Origin of the sequence: Streptomyces atratus (genome assembly GCF_014648655.1) — a bacterium.
Taxonomy (GTDB): Bacteria; Actinomycetota; Actinomycetes; order Streptomycetales; family Streptomycetaceae; genus Streptomyces; species Streptomyces atratus.
In genome coordinates this window covers 20,492-36,912 of the sequence record NZ_BMRN01000051.1, presented here as the reverse complement: position 1 = coordinate 36,912, position 16,421 = coordinate 20,492, and the positions used below count along the sequence as shown (strand labels likewise).

14 protein-coding genes and 1 pseudogene are annotated in these 16,421 nt (G+C 69.5%); 11 read left to right on the top strand and 4 right to left on the bottom strand.

Annotated features, from left to right (window positions below; all coding sequences use genetic code 11):
• Positions 1 to 706: pseudogene (locus tag IEZ15_RS37855) on the top strand (DUF2637 domain-containing protein); the annotation flags it as partial.
• A gap of 99 nt (positions 707 to 805) precedes the next feature.
• Here the strand turns inward: IEZ15_RS37855 and lysS are convergent.
• Positions 806 to 2,566, bottom strand: coding sequence for a lysine--tRNA ligase (gene lysS, locus IEZ15_RS37850; RefSeq protein WP_189281532.1), 1,761 nt, complete (start codon positions 2,564 to 2,566; stop codon positions 806 to 808).
• Between the two features lie 157 nt (positions 2,567 to 2,723).
• On the opposite strand from lysS, the gene argS reads away from it, so the two are divergent.
• Positions 2,724 to 4,496, top strand: a complete 1,773-nt coding sequence (gene argS / locus IEZ15_RS37845) for an arginine--tRNA ligase (RefSeq protein ID WP_189281530.1) — start codon at positions 2,724 to 2,726, stop codon at positions 4,494 to 4,496.
• A 78-nt stretch (positions 4,497 to 4,574) separates the two neighbouring features.
• Here the strand turns inward: argS and IEZ15_RS37840 are convergent, their stop codons facing one another.
• Entirely contained in the window at positions 4,575 to 5,993 is a 1,419-nt protein-coding gene (locus IEZ15_RS37840) for a helix-turn-helix domain-containing protein (protein WP_189281528.1), read from the bottom strand.
• 315 nt (positions 5,994 to 6,308) lie between these two features.
• On the opposite strand from IEZ15_RS37840, the gene IEZ15_RS37835 reads away from it, so the two are divergent.
• Positions 6,309 to 7,034 carry a DUF4232 domain-containing protein gene (locus tag IEZ15_RS37835; protein WP_189281526.1) on the top strand — a complete coding sequence of 242 codons (726 nt, stop codon included), beginning with the start codon at positions 6,309 to 6,311 and terminating at the stop codon, positions 7,032 to 7,034.
• A 732-nt stretch (positions 7,035 to 7,766) separates the two neighbouring features.
• Here IEZ15_RS37835 and IEZ15_RS37830 read toward each other — a convergent pair.
• Together IEZ15_RS37830 and IEZ15_RS37825 are read right to left on the bottom strand one after the other, a co-directional pair.
• Positions 7,767 to 8,528, bottom strand: coding sequence for a hypothetical protein (locus IEZ15_RS37830; RefSeq protein WP_189281524.1), 762 nt, complete (start codon positions 8,526 to 8,528; stop codon positions 7,767 to 7,769).
• A gap of 239 nt (positions 8,529 to 8,767) precedes the next feature.
• Complete coding sequence (locus tag IEZ15_RS37825) at positions 8,768 to 9,385, bottom strand: GNAT family N-acetyltransferase (protein ID WP_189281522.1); 618 nt, start codon at positions 9,383 to 9,385, stop codon at positions 8,768 to 8,770.
• Positions 9,386 to 9,794: 409 nt separating this feature from the next.
• Between IEZ15_RS37825 and IEZ15_RS37820 the strand changes: the two genes are divergently transcribed.
• From IEZ15_RS37820 to IEZ15_RS37785, 8 genes are all read left to right on the top strand, one after another.
• On the top strand, positions 9,795 to 10,598 hold the full coding sequence (locus tag IEZ15_RS37820) for a HEAT repeat domain-containing protein (RefSeq protein WP_189281520.1): 804 nt from the start codon (positions 9,795 to 9,797) through the stop codon (positions 10,596 to 10,598).
• A 117-nt stretch (positions 10,599 to 10,715) separates the two neighbouring features.
• The gene (locus IEZ15_RS37815; RefSeq protein ID WP_189281518.1) at positions 10,716 to 11,501 is read left to right on the top strand and encodes a helix-turn-helix domain-containing protein; all 786 of its coding nucleotides are present in this window, start codon (positions 10,716 to 10,718) and stop codon (positions 11,499 to 11,501) included.
• Positions 11,498 to 11,749 carry a DUF397 domain-containing protein gene (locus tag IEZ15_RS37810; RefSeq protein WP_189281516.1) on the top strand — a complete coding sequence of 84 codons (252 nt, stop codon included), beginning with the start codon at positions 11,498 to 11,500 and terminating at the stop codon, positions 11,747 to 11,749. Before IEZ15_RS37815 ends, IEZ15_RS37810 begins: the two co-directional genes overlap by 4 nt.
• Positions 11,750 to 11,778: 29 nt before the next feature.
• Positions 11,779 to 12,441 carry a maltokinase N-terminal cap-like domain-containing protein gene (locus IEZ15_RS37805; protein ID WP_189281514.1) on the top strand — a complete coding sequence of 221 codons (663 nt, stop codon included), beginning with the start codon at positions 11,779 to 11,781 and terminating at the stop codon, positions 12,439 to 12,441.
• 52 nt (positions 12,442 to 12,493) lie between these two features.
• Positions 12,494 to 13,285 carry a DUF4253 domain-containing protein gene (locus tag IEZ15_RS37800; RefSeq protein WP_189281512.1) on the top strand — a complete coding sequence of 264 codons (792 nt, stop codon included), beginning with the start codon at positions 12,494 to 12,496 and terminating at the stop codon, positions 13,283 to 13,285.
• A gap of 71 nt (positions 13,286 to 13,356) precedes the next feature.
• Complete coding sequence (locus IEZ15_RS37795; RefSeq protein ID WP_189281511.1) at positions 13,357 to 13,728, top strand: DUF983 domain-containing protein; 372 nt, start codon at positions 13,357 to 13,359, stop codon at positions 13,726 to 13,728.
• 25 nt (positions 13,729 to 13,753) lie between these two features.
• The gene (locus tag IEZ15_RS37790) at positions 13,754 to 14,212 is read left to right on the top strand and encodes a hypothetical protein (RefSeq protein WP_189281509.1); all 459 of its coding nucleotides are present in this window, start codon (positions 13,754 to 13,756) and stop codon (positions 14,210 to 14,212) included.
• 313 nt (positions 14,213 to 14,525) lie between these two features.
• Positions 14,526 to 16,364, top strand: a complete 1,839-nt coding sequence (locus IEZ15_RS37785) for a transglycosylase domain-containing protein (RefSeq protein ID WP_229846385.1) — start codon at positions 14,526 to 14,528, stop codon at positions 16,362 to 16,364.
• The last annotated feature ends 57 nt before the right edge of the window (positions 16,365 to 16,421 follow it).

The following is a 16,421-nucleotide window of genomic DNA, read 5'->3' as shown; positions in this document are numbered from 1 at the left end:
CGGCGTCCCGCTGGCCGAGACCGGCCCGGCCGGCCTCGCCGCCGCAGGCATCGAACCGGCCCTGCTGCCCCCGGCCCCGGCCCTGGTCGAACCGGGCGAGTTCCAGCCCGAGTTGCCGTACGCCGAGCCCCACCCCCAGCAGCAGTACGAGCAAGAGCAGCAGCACACCCACCCCTCCGACCCGGCCGCCGCCGAGGAGTGGCCCCAGGAGGGCCCGGGCTCGCACGAGAGCCCGTGGTTCGCGGCGCCCCAGGTGCCGGACGACGCGTACGAGAGTGCGTACAACCCGACGTACGTCGAGGGCCTGGAGCCCACCCCGGTCATGGTCCCGTCGGGCCCCGGTGGCCGCACCCGCCCCCTGGGCAACGTGGGCACCATCGGCGCCGTCCCGGGCCCCCGCGCCGCAGAACCCCGGCCGGAGCCCCGGTCCGAGGAGCCGGAGCCGGAACCCCGGCCCGTGCAGGAGCAGGAGCCCGACCCTTCCGAATGGGCCGAGGCCGAAGTCGAGTTCAGCAAGATCGCGTACGAGGTGTTCACCGCGTACACGCACGCACACCAGGACTACCCGAGCGCGGAAGTCCTCGACATACACCTCTCGGACGGCCACAACGTCAGGCACCCCCGCAGCGCGGCCCTGCTACGCCGCCTCCTGCCGGGGTTCAAGCAGCGCTTCGACAACGAGATGGCGGAGAACCACATCGCGTAGGGCCCCGCCCGGCCCGCCCGGCGTTCGAGGACGGAACCGGAAACGACAAAGGGCCGTCACCCGAATCAACGGGTGACGGCCCTCCGTATCGAGTACCCCCTACGCGCCCAGCAGCCTCCGCACCCGGTCCGCCCCCACGGCCAGCAACAGCGTGGGCAGCCGCGGCCCCGTGTCCCGGCTGACCAGCAGCCGGTACAGCAGCGCGAAGAACGACCGCTGCGCGGCCTTCAGCTCGGGCGTCGGCTTGGCGTCCGGCTCCAGGCCCGCCAGGATCTTCGGCACGCCGTAGACGAGCGTGGTGAGCCCGTCCAGCGACCAGTGCGAGTCCAGTCCTTCCAGGAGCAGCCGCAGCGACTCACGGCCCTGCTCGTCCAGCGAGCCGAGCAGTTCCTTGTCCGGCTCGCCGCGGACGATCGTGCGAGCCTCGGCCGGGACCTGGCTGGTGATCCAGTTCTCGGCCCGGTCGAGCCGGGGCCGGGCCTCGTCCAGCGAGGTCAGCGGGTTCTCCGGGTCAAGCTCGCTCAGGATGCGCAGCGTCTGCTCGTCGTGCCCGGCCGTGATGTCGACGACCGAAGCGAGCGTGCGGTACGGCAGCGGGCGCGGCGTACGCGGCAGCTCACCGGCAGCCGTGCCGATGGCCCTCGCGTACGCGGCGGCGTCGGCCGACAGCACCGAGCCGTCCGCGACCTTGCGCGCCAGCGAGTCCCACTCGTCGTAGAGCCGCTGGATCTCCTGATCGAAGGCGATCTTGAAGGACTGGTTGGGCTTGCGGCGCGCGTACAGCCAGCGCAGCAGCGGCGCCTCCATGATCTTCAGCGCGTCGGCCGGGGTCGGCACGCCGCCCTTGCTTGAGGACATCTTCGCCATGCCGGAAATGCCGACGAAGGCATACATCGGACCGATCGGCTGTACGCCGTCGAAGACCTCGCGGACGATCTGGCCGCCGACGACGAACGAGGAGCCCGGCGAGGAGTGGTCCACGCCGCTCGGCTCGAAGATCACGCCTTCGTACGCCCAGCGCATCGGCCAGTCGACCTTCCAGACCAGCTTGCCGCGGTTGAACTCGCTCAGCCGGACGGTCTCGGCGAAGCCGCAGGAGGTGCAGGTGTAGTTCAGCTCGGTGCTGTCGTCGTCGTACGACGTGACGGTCGTGAGGTCCTTCTCGCAGTTGCCGCAGTAGGGCTTGTACGGGAAGTAGCCGGCCGAGCCGCCGCTGCCGTCGTCCTCGCCGGCCGCGCCGGAGCCCGCCTCGGCCTCCAGCTCGGCCTCGTCGACCTTCTTCTGCTGCTGCGGCTTCTTGCCCTTGCCCGCGGCCGCCGGGTCCTTCTTCGTCCGGTACCGGTCGAGGACGGCGTCGATGTCGGCGCGGTGCTTCATCGCGTGCAGGATCTGCTCGCGGTACGCGCCCATCGTGTACTGCTCGGTCTGGCTGATGCCGTCGTACTCGACGCCCAGCTCGTCCAGCGCGGCGGTCATGGCGGCCTTGAAGTGCTCGGCCCAGTTCGGGTACGTCGACCCGGCCGGGGCGGGCACCGAGGTCAGCGGCTTGCCGATGTGCTCGGCCCAGGACTCGTCGACACCCGGGACCCCGCCCGGAACCTTGCGGTAGCGGTCGTAGTCGTCCCAGGAGATCAGGTGCCGGACGGTGTACCCCCGGCGACGGATCTCGTCGGCGACCAGGTGCGGGGTCATGACCTCGCGGAGGTTGCCCAGGTGGATCGGGCCCGACGGGGAGAGACCGGACGCGACGACGACCGGTTTGCCAGGCGCACGACGCTCCGATTCGGCGATGACATCGTCCGCGAAGCGGGAGACCCAGTCGGTCTCGGTGCTGCTCTGACTCTGAGCCACGGTCTGCACGTCCTTCTCTCTTGTAGGACTCGTAGGAACACCCTTGTGGGACTCGTAGGGGCACCGCCCATTCTCCCAGGTCCCACCGGCAGCGCGAAAACGGCTTTACAGTGCGTGGGATACTGGGCCTGATCCCTTGCACCCCTACGGAAACGGCAGCCAGCCCATGGCCTCGGTCAATTCCCTCGCTTCCACGCTCCAGCAGCAGCTGGCGGACGCCCTGACGGCAGCGCTGCCGGATGCCGGCACCGCGGACCCGCTGCTGCGACGAAGCGACCGGGCCGACTTCCAGGCCAACGGCATCCTGGCCCTGGCCAAGAAGCTCAAGGGCAACCCGCGCGAGCTGGCGTCCCAGGTCACGGCCGCGATCCCGGCGGGCGGCCTGATCAAGGAGATCGAGGTCTCCGGCCCCGGCTTCCTGAACGTGACGCTCTCCGACAGGGCGATCATCGAGACCCTCGCCGCGCGTGACGCGGATGACGAGGGCCGGCTCGGCGTGCCGTACAACAGCGCCGCGGGCACCACCGTCATCGACTACGCGCAGCCGAACGTGGCCAAGGAGATGCACGTCGGCCACCTCCGTTCCGCGGTGATCGGTGACGCGATGGTGCAGATCCTGGAGTTCACGGGCGAGAGCGTGGTCCGGCGGCACCACATCGGCGACTGGGGCACCCAGTTCGGCATGCTCATCCAGTACCTGATCGAGCACCCGGGCGAGCTGAACCACGAGGGCGACGGCGGCGCGGCGGACGGCGAAGCCGCCATGTCCTCGCTGAACCGGCTCTACAAGGCCTCGCGGGTGCTCTTCGACTCCGACGAGGAGTTCAAGGCCCGCTCCCGGGACCGCGTCGTGGCGCTCCAGGCCGGTGACGAGGAAACCCTTTCCCTGTGGCAGCGCTTCGTCGACGAGTCGAAGATCTACTTCTACTCGGTCTTCAACAAGCTCGACATGGAGATCCGCGACCCCGACATCGTCGGCGAGTCCGGCTACAACGCCATGTTGGAGGAGACCTGCCGCATCCTGGAGGAGTCGGGCGTCGCCGTCCGCTCCGAAGGTGCGCTGTGCGTGTTCTTCGACGATGTGAAGGGCCCGGACGGCAACCCGGTGCCGCTGATCGTCAAGAAGTCCAACGGCGGCTACGGCTACGCGGCGACGGACCTCTCCGCGATCCGCGACCGGGTCCAGAACCTCAAGGCGAACACCCTGCTGTACGTGGTGGACGCGCGGCAGTCCCTGCACTTCAAGATGGTCTTCGAGACGGCCCGCCGCGCCGGCTGGCTGAACGAGGACGTCAAGGCCGTGCAGCTCGCCTTCGGCACGGTGCTCGGCAAGGACGGCAAGCCGTTCAAGACCCGTGAGGGCGAGACGGTCCGGCTGCAGGACCTGCTGGACGAGGCGATCGACCGGGCGTCCACCGTCGTGCGCGAAAAGGCCAAGGACCTCACCGACGAGGAGATCACCGAGCGCGCCACGCAGGTCGGTATCGGCGCGGTGAAGTACGCGGACCTGTCGACGTCGGCCGCCCGCGACTACAAGTTCGACCTGGACCAGATGGTGTCGCTGACCGGCGACACGAGCGTGTACATCCAGTACGCGCACGCCCGGTCCCGCTCCATCAAGCGCAAGGCGGGCGAGCTGAAGTCCCAGCCGCACCCGGAGCTGGAGCTGGCCCCGGCCGAGCGCGCGCTGGGCCTGCACCTGGACCAGTTCGCCGAGGTCGTGGCCGAGGTCGCCGCCGCGTACGAGCCGCACAAGCTGGCCTCGTACCTCTACCAGCTGTCGTCGCTCTTCACGACGTTCTACGACCAGTGCCCGGTGCTCAAGCCCGAGGTACCGAGCGATGTGGCCGAGAACCGCCTCTTCCTCTCGGACCTCACCGCCCGCACCCTGCACCAGGGCATGGAGCTGCTCGGCATCAGGACCCCCGAGCGCCTCTGACCAGGACGTCAGTCAGTCAGTACGGATTCCGTACACAGTCCGTACGCACCGGCCCGGTGGCCGTGACCACGAGGGACGCTAGTCCCACTCCTTGGTCACCCACTGGGCCGTGTCGTACCGGTACATGTACTTCGGCCGCGCCTGGATGCTGCTGGTACGGAACGGCTTCCCGCCGTCGTCGATGCGCAGCATCCCCGTCCGGCCGCCGCTGCTCCACTCCAGGTCCAGGTACCAGCTGACGTCGTGCCCTTCGACGTGGACCTTGAGGTCGAACACCTCCACATCGGTGGAGGACACCCGGAACGGGAAGTCCTTCGGCGGCACCCGCACATCCGCCTGCTGCCCCGCCACCGGGGTGAGGTTCGGCCGGCCGTCGTCGAGGTCGATGTCGAAGGACTGCGGAGTGATGCCGCTCCCGCAGCCCTCGCCCATCGAGTACGCCGACCACGCCAGCGGCGCCTTCCGGGACAGCGTCCGCACATGCAGTCCGTTCAGTACGACGGCCTGCCCCGACTTCCCCTGCACGGTGAGTTCGAGCTGCATGCTGCCGCCGTCCACGCCGCCGAGCGCCTTGGCCCAGCCCCGGGTGCCCTGCGGCGAGGGCGGCGGAGGCACGTCCTCCGGCTTCTGGTCCAGAACGTAGTGCTGGCCGCAGGGCTCTTCCCAGTTGTACGAGCTGATGGTGGCGCTCAGCGGCACGCCCCCGCTCTGCTGCCCACCCGAACCGGATCCCGTGCCATGTCCCCCGGTCGTGGCGGAGGCGCCGCCGGACGGCGGGGACGAGACGGTCGCCGAGCCGGACGGCACGGGCTTGCCCGACTTCTTCGCCCCGCTCGGTGAGGCGGTGGCGCTCGCGTCGTGGCCGGGCCCGGCGAGCTCGGCCTCGTCCGGGTCCTTCACGTCCACGGCGGGGGCGTTGCTGAGATCGTCCTTGTCCGTACCCGACAGATTGCTGACGACGATCGAGGTGGGCACGGTCAGCGCGACGACGGCGACGGCCGCGAGCAGCACGCGCGCCCGCGCGGAGGCCAGGAACCGCCGGGGCCGGCTCGCTTCACCAGTCACGATCGCGGGCGTGAGCTCGGACCCGTCGCCACCAGCCCCGGACTCGGCCTCGGACTCGGTCTCGGAGCCACGACCCGCCTCCGGACCCGAGTCGGAACCCGCGTCCCGCCCCGGCTCCGCAGAAGCAGGAGCAGGAGCAGGAGCAGGAGCAGAAGCAGGAGCAGGAGCAGCCGCGGCAGGGCGTCTCCGTGCCGCATCCGCCACGATCCACCGCCGGTGCAGCTCGACCAGCTCGTCCGGGCCCGCGCCGCACAACCGCGCCAGCCGTTCCACCGGGGCGTACTCGTTCGGCACCGCCTCACCGTTGCAATACCGGTGGAGCGTCGACGTGCTGACGTGCAGTCTTCCGGCGAGAACCCCGTAGCTGCGCCCCGAACGGTCCTTCAGTTCCTTCAGCAGAGCCGCGAAATCCCCGGCCTCCGGCGTCGCCACTTCGGCGTTCCCCCTCCTGGTCCGTCCCAGAACACCGTTCCAGGGACGTGGAATCTGCCCAGGTCACAGTACGCGTAGGCATTCCAGCTTCCCCAATGGGCTGTTCGGCGTTGCGGTCGAATTCCGCGGTCCCGCAATCTGTGGACACACCGCAGCGACCACCGGGACAACGCAGTGCGAATCCACTTCCGCATCGAGCTCGTCGATGCCGTGGCCATCGGAGTGGTGATCGTGTCCACCGCGATCGTCATGGTCCTGATCTGCCACAACTGACCGACCGACATGACCGGCCCACACACGGGGAGTACCACCACCATGCGCAACCACATCCGCACCACCGCCCTCGCCGCGACCGCCCTCCTGGCCGCCTTCTCGCTCACCGCCTGCGGCGGCAACGACAACGCGAACGACGGCAAGGCAGGCGCGGCGGCTCCGGCGGCGAACGCCACCGCCACCACCCCCGACACGAACAAGGACGCCAAGGACGCCAAGGAGACCAAGGAGACCAACAGCGGCACGGCCCAGGCCCCCGCCGAGAACGCCTCCGCCACCTCCAAGGGCTCCACCGGCGGCAGCAAGAACGAAAAGAGCAGCGCCGGGAGCGGCAGCGGCAGCAAGTCACCCGTCACCTGCACCGGCTCGAACACCAAGGTCACCGTCAGCAAGGTGAGCCGCCCCATCAACCACCTGCTGCTCACGGCGACCAACACCGGCTCCGTACCCTGCTACGCGTACCACGCGCCGGCGCTTCGGTTCGACGACGCCCAGGCCGCCTTCCCGGTCCTCCGCGACAGCATCCCGCAGGCCGTGGTCACGCTCGCGCCGGGCCAGTCCGCGTACGCCTCCATCGGGCTGTCCGGTGAGCCCGACGGGCAGGAGCTGCACAAGGGCACCCACCTCACTGTGTACTTCACCGGCAAGGCCAACCAGGGCTCCACCGGCTCACCCGCCAAGCTGACCCTCCCCGCAGGCACCACCTGGGGCGACAACGGCTTCGTCACCTACTGGCAGAGCGAAATGGCCGACGCCCTCATGTACTGATCCTCCAGTACTGATCCTTCGGCACTGGCACTCCGGCAACTCACGTTCCCCCAAGGGCAGTCGATCGTAGAATCGGAGATCGAGCCCGAGGGGGAAACGTGCGTACGAAGAGCGGTCGCATACCGGCGTCATCACGCAGACACGCTGCTGCGACCGCCGCCACGGTCGCGGCGCTGGTGCTGGTCACCGGCTGTGGAAAGGCGGGCGACGGCCATCCGTCGGACGCGGCACAGACATCCGCCGCCGTCGCCGCGCCGACCCCTTCCGTGAACCCGTCGTACGGAGTGCAGTTCCTCGCCGAGGGCGAGTGCGCGGCCGCCGAGCCGGGCCAGAAGGTCGTCTACCGCGAGGTTCCCTGCGACGATCCCAAGGCCGTCGCGAAGGTCATCGACCGGGCCGACATCGGCTTCCCCGATCCCTTCGAGGCCACCGCATGTTCCGACAACGCCGACTTCGCGGTCAACGCGCCGGTCAGCATCGCGATCCTGGAGGACAAGCCGGTCTCCGGCGAGGGCTACGCCTGCATGCGCAACCTGAAGGCCCCGCACCCCGGCGACCCCGGCGGGGGCGGTGGCCCGCGGATCGAGGTCGGTGACTGCGTGCACAGCGCGGCCAGGAACGGGAGCCCCGTCTCGGAACACGCATCTACCCATCGTTGGACACCGAGGACCCTCTCATGCCCAGCCCCAGGCCATCACGCTTTGGATGGCTGGCGGTCTGTGCGCCCTGCAGTCATGCCCTGCCTTGCTCGCTCAGCAGCTTCTCCGTGTACGCGCCCAGCAAGTCGCCCTCATCGTTGGGGAGCCCCAGGACGCGGGCCGCAGCTGGGAAATCCCAGTCGGTGACCCGCGTCCGGACGGCGACACGGCCGAATGCGTTGTAGCGCTCGAAGTCGACGAGGATGCCGCCGTCGTACCACGCTGCACGTGCGGAGTAATCATTGTGACCGAAGTAGAAGGTGCCCGGACACCGGATGCCGCCCAGCGCCAATACCTCGCCTCCGGTGGCACCGTCGGCACACTCGATTTCCCTCGCGGCGGCCACGGAGTAGCCCGGCCTGCCTACCAGCGCCCCACTCACCGAGAGCTTGCCCAGGACAAACAGCACCGCCTGTTCCTCCAGCACGAGGTCCCCATCGACGTGAACGTCGGCTGCGACTACATGGACCGCATTCCCGGGCACTTCGACGGGTCCCGCGAGTTCGTGCCGGTCGGCTGATCGATACGCCTCTACCAGGACCCGCAGCACAGCGCGTCGGTAGTGCTCCGGACCGTCGAGCCAGTCCCACGACGATCCGCTGTCCAGCTGGGCGGGCGGCTGCTGCATTCTCCGGTCGAGCTCGTCGACCGTGACGCCGTACTGGGCTGCGTCCTGGATGAACAATGCGTCATCTATGAGCGATGCCCTGACGCGGGCGTACGCGTCCTTGACCTGCTGTGCCGCAAGCGGGAAAGCCGCGGGCTGCCAGAGAAGCGGGTAAGAGGAGCTGACCATCCTCCGAACCTATCGGATGCAGAGCGGCGGAATCATCGGTAGACCCACGTAACCGCATACGCATGTTGCAGCCCAACGCCAGCGGCGCTGGCCACTTCGCGGGCGCTGCGGCTCTGCGTCAGCAAGGTGTGACAGCTGTGACGATCTACGTACAAGATCTACTTTCGCAACAGGCCCTAGCCGCTCCCCGACTGCTGCGGAACGCGGAGTCGGTCAGTCAGCCGGTCGGCACGAAGGGCTCAGACGCCGTCCGGCGTACGGGGAGCGCGCCGCATGGCCCACAGAACCGGTCCGCCGCCCGGCAGTTGCGCCTCGCCGAGCACGGTGAAGCCGAAGTGCTCGTAGAAGGGCAGGTTGTCCGGCTTGGAGGACTCCAGGTAAACGGGCAGACCCGCCGCGTCGGCCTTGGCCAGGCCCGAGCGCAGCAGCGCGGCCCCGTGCCCCTGCCCCCGGGCGGCCGGGTCCGCGCCGACCACGGCCAGGTACCAGTGGGGTTCCTTCGGCCCGTGCTCGGCCGCCGCCTCGACGGCCGCACGGAACAGCGGAGCACGGTCGCCGAGGATGTCCTCAAGCTCCTGAACGGTCTCCGCGTCGGGAACCGCCTTCTTCTGGCCCTCCGGCGACACCCAGAAAGCGGCCGCCGCGCCGGTCCGCTCGCACACCCCGTGCCGGACGTACTGCCGGGCGAAGATCGTGCTGAAGTAGCGGGCCATCCCCTCCTCGCGGGAGGAGTCCTCGGGGAAGAACCAGCGCATCATCGGGTCGTCGTCGAAGGCACTGGCCAGCATGCGGCCGATCTCCTCAGCATCTTCGACCGTTGCCGTTTCAGGGGTGTTCGATATCGACATACGGCCCATTCTGCACTCTTGATGATCAACAACGACCGTCGGGCGGCTCGTTACCCGATCCAGGTCTCCATGGATTCGGCGCTGTACGCGGGTGCCCCGAGAAAGAGGTTCGACGGAGGGCGGCCGATCGTCCCGGGGCGGCGAGGGTGCCCGACTTCGAAGCCGGGTGCCGAAGGGGTTCCTGCTGCCCGAGGGGGTGTCCGGGCCCGTTGTCCACCGAGTGGAGTGCGACGAGCTGAACGGGTTCGTGCCGCGCTTCCGTACGTTCGACAGTCTTCGTCCGCTGGAGAGCGAACGCCGTTGCGGCTCGCGGCGGAGGCCGACGGCACGACCACGCTGCCCGTATCCACACCGCCGAGCATCCCAGAACACACACCGGACCCGGCCGACCGCACACCCACTCGTTAGCATCGCCCGCATGGCAATGTTCGTACACCTGACACCTGCGGCGAACGCTCCACGCGTCCGCCGCTCCGGAATACGGGCCATCAGCCACGGCCGCGACGCCTCACTGCCACGGGGCCTCTACTGCTTCCCCGTCCTCCCCTCGTACACCCTTACCCACCAGTGGCTGCGCGAACTGTCCAGGCGCAGCGGCCCGCGCGGACTCGTCGCCGTGCACATCCGCCTGCCGGACGACGAACCCGTCACCCTGGGCCGCTACCACCGCGACCCCGCGACCGTCACGGCCGCCGAGGCAGTACGCCGGGTCGCCGCCCTGCCCGACCCGCGCGGCTGGGAGGTGTTCGTCCCCCGGACGGTCACCAAGCGCGAGGTGCACCGCATCCGCGCGGTCAGCCAGGTCACCGGCTGGCGCTACTTCCCCGACTCGAACGGCAAGGTGCCCTGCACCTGCTTCGGCTGCCGGGTACGCGGCGAGTACGGCTCGCAGCGCCTGCGGCAACGCCGCCCGCACCCGCTCGACGGCCCTCCCCCCGCCTCCGCGGTCCTCGTGCGCCGGATCGCCGCGGCGGGCAGCCCCGGCGACTCCGAACAGCTCATCCAGACGCTCCACTGGTTCGGGATGCGCCGACGCGGACCGGTCGACCGACTGGCCCACCTCGCGGACCACCCGGACCCGAAGGTCCGCAGGGCCCTCGTATGGGCCGTCGAGAACTGGTCGAGCCCGGCCGCCACGGAACTCCTCCACCGCCTCTCCCAGGACCCGGACGCGACGGTCCGGGAGGCCGTCGAATGGACCCCGCCCGAGCCCCGGTCCTGACGGGACTCGCACCCGTACAGATTTCTTGTACGGGTCATGCGCGCGTGACGCGAGCGCGCACGTGGAAGTTCGCTCCGTATGCACCCCGGAAAGCGGAAGCGCAAGAACGCGTCGGCAATGAAACTCGTGGGCAAACTGGTCGCCGTCTTCCGCCGGGCGGTCGGCCTGACCCAGACCCAACTCGCCTACCTGGTGGGCCATCAGGTGGAGACGATCGCCTCCATCGAACAGGGCAGACGCGCTCTACTGCCCGACCTCGCGGCCAAGCTGGACGAACGGCTGGACACCAAGGGCGCGTTGAAGGAGGCAGTGGCGAACATGCCGGAGATCGACCTGATCCCGGCGTGGGCGGAGGAGTACTTGGACCTGGAGCGGGAGGCCCTGGCGCTTTCCTGGTACGACAACCAGGTCGTACCGGGACTCCTCCAGACGAGCCGCTACGCGGAGGCGGTGTTCCGCAACCGGGTCCCGGCTTTCAGCGAGGAAAAGGTGGCCATCCAGACGGAGGCCCGCCTGGAGCGCCAGGAGATCCTCCATCGACCATCGCCCCCGACCATCAGCTTCGTGGTCTGGGAGCCCGTCCTGATGCTCCAACTCCTCGACGCCGAAGGGCATGCGGAGCAGCTGAACCACCTGAGGACGTGTGCCGCGCTCCCCGGCATCTGCCTTCAGGTCCTGCAACTGAACCACCGCACCCATGCCGGGCTGAATGGCCCCTTCACTCTCCTGGAAACGCCGGACTTCCAGCGCGTCGCCTATTCCGAGACACAACGCGGCAGCCTGCTCGTCTCCGACCCCGACGAGGTCAGCATCCTCGCCCAGAAATATGCAATGCTGCGAGCCCAGGCCCTCAGCCCCGAAGACACCGTGGGCCTGCTGGACCGTCTGCTGGGAGAGCAATGAGCACTGCACGCAAGTGGTTCAAGTCCAGCTACAGCGGCGACGAAGGCGGGCAGTGCCTCGAAGTCGCCTACGACTGGCAGAAGTCGAGCCACAGTGGCAGCGAGGGCGGGCAATGCGTCGAGATCGCCGCCCACCCCGCCGCGATCCACATCCGCGACTCCAAGAACCCCGACGGCCCCGTCCTCACCGTCGCCCCCACCACCTGGACGGCCTTCGCCGGCTTCGCCGCCGACCCGCGACTCGTCTGAGCCCACGCCCCGGGAGGAATACCACCGCCATGGCTGTCATCCACCACACCACCCTGTCGCCCACCAAGCTGGAACTCCTCACCACCTGGCTGCCCGCACAGCCCTGGTACCGCGGCACGGGACAGCAGCCAGAGCTGGCCCGGACCGGCGGATTCCGCCTGGACGACCCGAAGGGCGAGGTCGGGATCGAGTTCATGGTGGTCACCGACACCTCGGGGGACCAACCAGCCAAGTACCAGGTGCTGTTCAGCTACCGCGGCGCACCGCTTCCGGGCGCCGACGACACACTCATCGGCACGACCGAGCACGGCGTGCTGGGGCAGCGCTGGGTGTACGACGGGGCGCATGACCCGGTCGTCGTGGCCCAGCTGCTCGCGCTCGTCGTCGGCGAGGCCGAGCCGCAGATGCAGAGCACGAGCGACACCCCGGACCCGTCCGTCACCACCCGGCTCGACGCATCGGGCATCACGGCGGAGGTCGCCTCCTTCACCACCACCGACGCCCCGGACGGCACAGCCATCCTGGTCACGACGGCACCCGACGGGCGCCAACTCACCGTCCACATCAACCGCGAACTCCGGCCCGGCCAGAGCGCGAACGGCCAGGCGCTCGGCCACGTCACCGCGCCCGCGCCGCTGCCCGACGGCACCACGGCGCCCACCACGTTCGTCGAGGTTCACGCACACCTGTAACCCAGCACGCGGCGCCCGGCCGGTTGTCAGTGGCCGGACCTACAGTTTGGTCATGGCGACACTTCCGAACCCGCTCCCGTCCCTGGCCACGTCCGGGCTCCAACTCCCGCCCGGCTCAATGGTGGACGCCACGATCGACGGCACCTGGCACGAGCCGCTGCTCTGGTGCGCCGACGAGCCCGCGACCCACGGCACATGGCGCACGCTGCGCGCGGCCGGGCGGGCGGTCGGGCTGCTCCCCGTGCTGATAGACGGCGGGCGGCGCGACCAGTGGCCCGACACCTGGGACCTGATCCCGGACAGCACGTCGTACCCCGGCGATCACGACGCCGAGGAGGTGCTCAGCGAGTACTGGGAGGACTGCGCGCCCGAAGAACTCGACGCCGCCGAGGGCGAATGGCCGGGCCTGGCCCCCGTCCCAGCCGCCGAGGGGCAGGACACCCCCGACGACCTGGCGGCCGCGATCGCCGAGGAGTGCGTCGGCCCGGACGGCTGGTACGCCGGTTCACGGCTGGCGCTCGTCCCGGCCCGGCGCAGCGCGGACATACCGGCGGCGATCGGCTGGTCGGGTCCGGTCAACTACGAGGAGGACACGGCCCGGCTCAGCGCCGTGCTCCGCTCCTGGGAGGACCGCTTCGGCATACGGGTCGTGGTGCTGGGATTCGACACCCTGACGGTCTCGGTGGGCCGCCCGCCCACCACCCTCCCGGAGGCCCGCGCGGTCGCCGCCGAGCACTTCGCGTTCTGCCCGGACAACATCGAGCAGAACCCGCCGTACGACCTGGACGTCTACGCCGAGAAGATGGTGCTGAACCAGGAGACCTGGTCCTTCTGGTGGGACTGACCCGAAGCGACCGGAGGCCTTAGGTACGGCAACTCATGTGCCGCACCGGGGCGCCCGGTTGAATCGCACGCATGCCCGACAACCTCACGGACGAAGCCCCCGACAGCGCCGACAGCACCGACGGCCCCCGGCACACCTGGATCGCCTCGCTGATCTCCACGGTCGTCACGCTCCCGCTCACGTTCTTCGCCCTGGTGTACAGCATGCTTTCGCCGATGGCCTGCGACTCCTGCTCGGAGGCGGATGCCGACCGATTCGACGCGAGTTTCGGTCCGGCCTGGACGGTCTCCTGCTGCGGCCTGCTCCTGGCTCTGGTCGTCCTGGTGGCGAGCTGGGTGTTCACCAGGCGCAGGCCACCGGCCGCGATCGGCCTTGCCGTGGCCGCACCCGCCACCGTGTTCTTCACCTGGGTCGCCTTCATGACCCTGATCAACTGGCCCTGAGCCTCCGGACGGAGGAACACCGCCCATGAACCCCGAGCCGACCCCGGACGACACCACCCGCGCCAACCGCCTCGCCCATCTCGCCCGCCTCGTCGAGGAGTACCGCGCCCTGCCGGCCGACAGCGACAGGAAGCGCGAGATCATCGCCGAACTGGACGGCAACGCGGCCGCCCAGCCGTTCCTCGTCTCGGTGGTCGCCGACGCGGGCGAGTACGACCTCGCCCGCATCGAGTGCGCCACAGTCCTGCGCCTGTGGCCCCCGGCCGACCCCGACCTGCGCCACCGCGCGGGCAGAGCCCTGCTGGCGGCGCTGAACGACCCCGAGGAGGATCTGGTGCGCCAGTACGCGGCGATGGCGCTCGGCCCCTACGCCTCGGACGACCCGGCGGTCGCCGAGGCCCTGATCGCCGCCGGAGAGTCCGAGGAGGACCCCCTCGTCCGGGCCTGCGCGAGGTCGGCCCTGGAAGAGGCGGGCCTCGCCTGAGCGCGCCCGGTCGCAGCACCGAACGACAAAGTCGGGCATCGCGGGCTGTTCCTCCGGAAAGGCCGTCCGGTACGGGTCCACCGCTTTTACCGGAAGGGCCCCGGGACAACCTGATCGCGATCCGGAACATCTTCTCTCACAAGCCCGCGCCACCGGTACGGGACGGTGAACGAGGAGCTGGACCATGGCCCGACGCCCCAACCGCCCGACCCGCCCGACCCGCCTTCGCAGACTCGCTGTCGACTACCCCCGCCGGGGAAAACGCACTTGGCGTCGCTGGGTCCCTTCGTGGCGGCAGGTGCTGAGCGGGGTCATGCTCGGACTCGTCGCGCTGGCAGGCCTGTTCGCCGCGGTGTACGCATCCGTCGACATCCCGGACGAGAACGACGAGGCGCGCAGGCAGGGCACCGTCTACTACTGGGCCGACGGCAGCCAGTTGGTGAGCGTGGGCGCGGTCAACCGGCAGAACGTCACGCTCGCCGACATACCCGATTCGGTGGAGAACGCGGTCATCGCCGCCGAGAACGAGACCTTCTACTCCGACCCGGGAGTATCGGCGACGGGAATCGCCCGCGCGGCCGTAAGCATCGTCACGGGCGGTGAGACCCAGGGCGGCTCCACCATCACCCAGCAGTACGTGAAGAACACCTATCTCAGCCAGGAGCAGTCGGCCACCCGGAAGTTCAAGGAATTCTTCATCTCGCTGAAGCTGAACAACAGGCAGGGCAAGAAGGAGATCCTCCAGGGGTATCTGAACACCAGCTGGTTCGGCCGCGGCGCCTACGGCATCCAGGCAGCGGCGAACGCGTACTACGGAATCCCCGCGAAGGACCTCGACCCCAGCCAGGCGGCGCTGCTCGCGTCCCTGCTCAAGGGGGCGGAGCAGTACGACCCCGCGGGCAGCAAGGCCAACCACGAACGCGCCGTCGACCGCTGGGAGTGGATCCTCGACCGGCAGGTGGAGATCGGCACGATGACGAAGGCCGAGCGGGCCGCGTACCAGAAGTTCCCCGAGCCGAAGCCGGCCGCCAAGCCGACCAGCCTCGGCGGCCAGACCGGCTATCTCGTCGACATCGCCAACAAGTACATCAAGAAGCGTTCGGGCCTCACCGACAAGGACCTCTTCCGGGGCGGCTACCGGGTGCACACCACCTTCGACAAGGCCAGGGTGGGGCAGCTGGAACGGGCCGTGCGGAGCGTACGCAAGCGCGACCTCGACCCCGAGAAGCGTCCCGAGGACAAGCACGTCGAGGTCGGCGCCGCATCCGTGCGCTCCGACGGGGCCGTGGTCGCGGTGTACGGCGGAGCCGACGCGGTCACCCACTTCGCCAACAACGCCGACACCGCGGGCGTCCCCGTCGGCTCGGCCTTCAAGCCCTTCGTGCTGGCCGCGGCCCTTCAGCACGGCGACGGGATCACCCTGGACAGCGGCTACGACAGTGGGGGGCGTCTGATCAAAAACGGCCCGTACGCGGCGCCCCCCGCCCCGTCGGGTGCCGGTCCCGGCCAGGCGATGGTCACGGCGCCGACGTCCCTGCGCGACGCGCTGATCAAGTCGTCCAACACCACCTTCGTACTGCTCGGCAAGGACATCGGGCTGAAGAAGGTGAAGGAACTGGCGGTATCGACCGGGCTGCACGAGAAGAGCCTGGCCCGTCTGGACAAGTCCTTTCCCCTCGGCACGTCCACCCCGAGCGCGGTCAGGATGGCGGACGCGTACACCGCCTTCAGCAACGACGGCATGCGGGCCGATCCCTACTCGGTGACCAGGATGACCCGGGACGGCGAGGCGGTCGAGGGCTTCGAGAAGCCCGAGCCGCGGCGCGCGATGGACGCCTCGGTGGCCAACGACGTGAACAACACCCTGGGGATGGTGGCCTGGACGCGGCTGGGCCGGGACGGGAAGCTCGGTACGTTCGCCAGGACTGCGGCCTCCGACGACCTCGCGGCGGGGTCGACCGGCGAGGACGACCGGATGAAGTCGGCCTGGTTCATCGGCCGCACCAAAGGGCTGACCACGGCCGTCACGATGTTCCGCAACAAGCCGGGCACCCCTCAACTGCTGGGAATGCAGGGCGTGGGCGGGCCCGATTCGGAACGCGGCAATGTCTTCCCGCTCCGGATCTGGAACGCTTACGTCACGGGGAAGTAGGCCCACGGGCCACGGTCTTTCGTCTGGATCACCCGGGATCACCCGCGTTCGGGCGCG

Excerpts from the sequence above, each read along its gene's own strand:
- IEZ15_RS37825 (WP_189281522.1), bottom strand. The coding sequence starts at position 9,385 with ATGGGCCGTATGTCGATATCGAACACCCCTGAAACGGCAACGGTCGAA.
- IEZ15_RS37785 (WP_229846385.1), top strand. The coding sequence starts at position 14,526 with ATGCTCGGACTCGTCGCGCTGGCAGGCCTGTTCGCCGCGGTGTACGCA.
- argS (WP_189281530.1), top strand. The coding sequence starts at position 2,724 with ATGGCCTCGGTCAATTCCCTCGCTTCCACGCTCCAGCAGCAGCTGGCG.
- IEZ15_RS37835 (WP_189281526.1), top strand. The coding sequence starts at position 6,309 with ATGCGCAACCACATCCGCACCACCGCCCTCGCCGCGACCGCCCTCCTG.
- IEZ15_RS37820 (WP_189281520.1), top strand. The coding sequence starts at position 9,795 with ATGGCAATGTTCGTACACCTGACACCTGCGGCGAACGCTCCACGCGTC.
- IEZ15_RS37815 (WP_189281518.1), top strand. The coding sequence starts at position 10,716 with ATGAAACTCGTGGGCAAACTGGTCGCCGTCTTCCGCCGGGCGGTCGGC.
- IEZ15_RS37805 (WP_189281514.1), top strand. The coding sequence starts at position 11,779 with ATGGCTGTCATCCACCACACCACCCTGTCGCCCACCAAGCTGGAACTC.
- IEZ15_RS37800 (WP_189281512.1), top strand. The coding sequence starts at position 12,494 with ATGGCGACACTTCCGAACCCGCTCCCGTCCCTGGCCACGTCCGGGCTC.
- IEZ15_RS37830 (WP_189281524.1), bottom strand. The coding sequence starts at position 8,528 with ATGGTCAGCTCCTCTTACCCGCTTCTCTGGCAGCCCGCGGCTTTCCCG.
- IEZ15_RS37790 (WP_189281509.1), top strand. The coding sequence starts at position 13,754 with ATGAACCCCGAGCCGACCCCGGACGACACCACCCGCGCCAACCGCCTC.
- IEZ15_RS37810 (WP_189281516.1), top strand. The coding sequence starts at position 11,498 with ATGAGCACTGCACGCAAGTGGTTCAAGTCCAGCTACAGCGGCGACGAA.
- IEZ15_RS37795 (WP_189281511.1), top strand. The coding sequence starts at position 13,357 with ATGCCCGACAACCTCACGGACGAAGCCCCCGACAGCGCCGACAGCACC.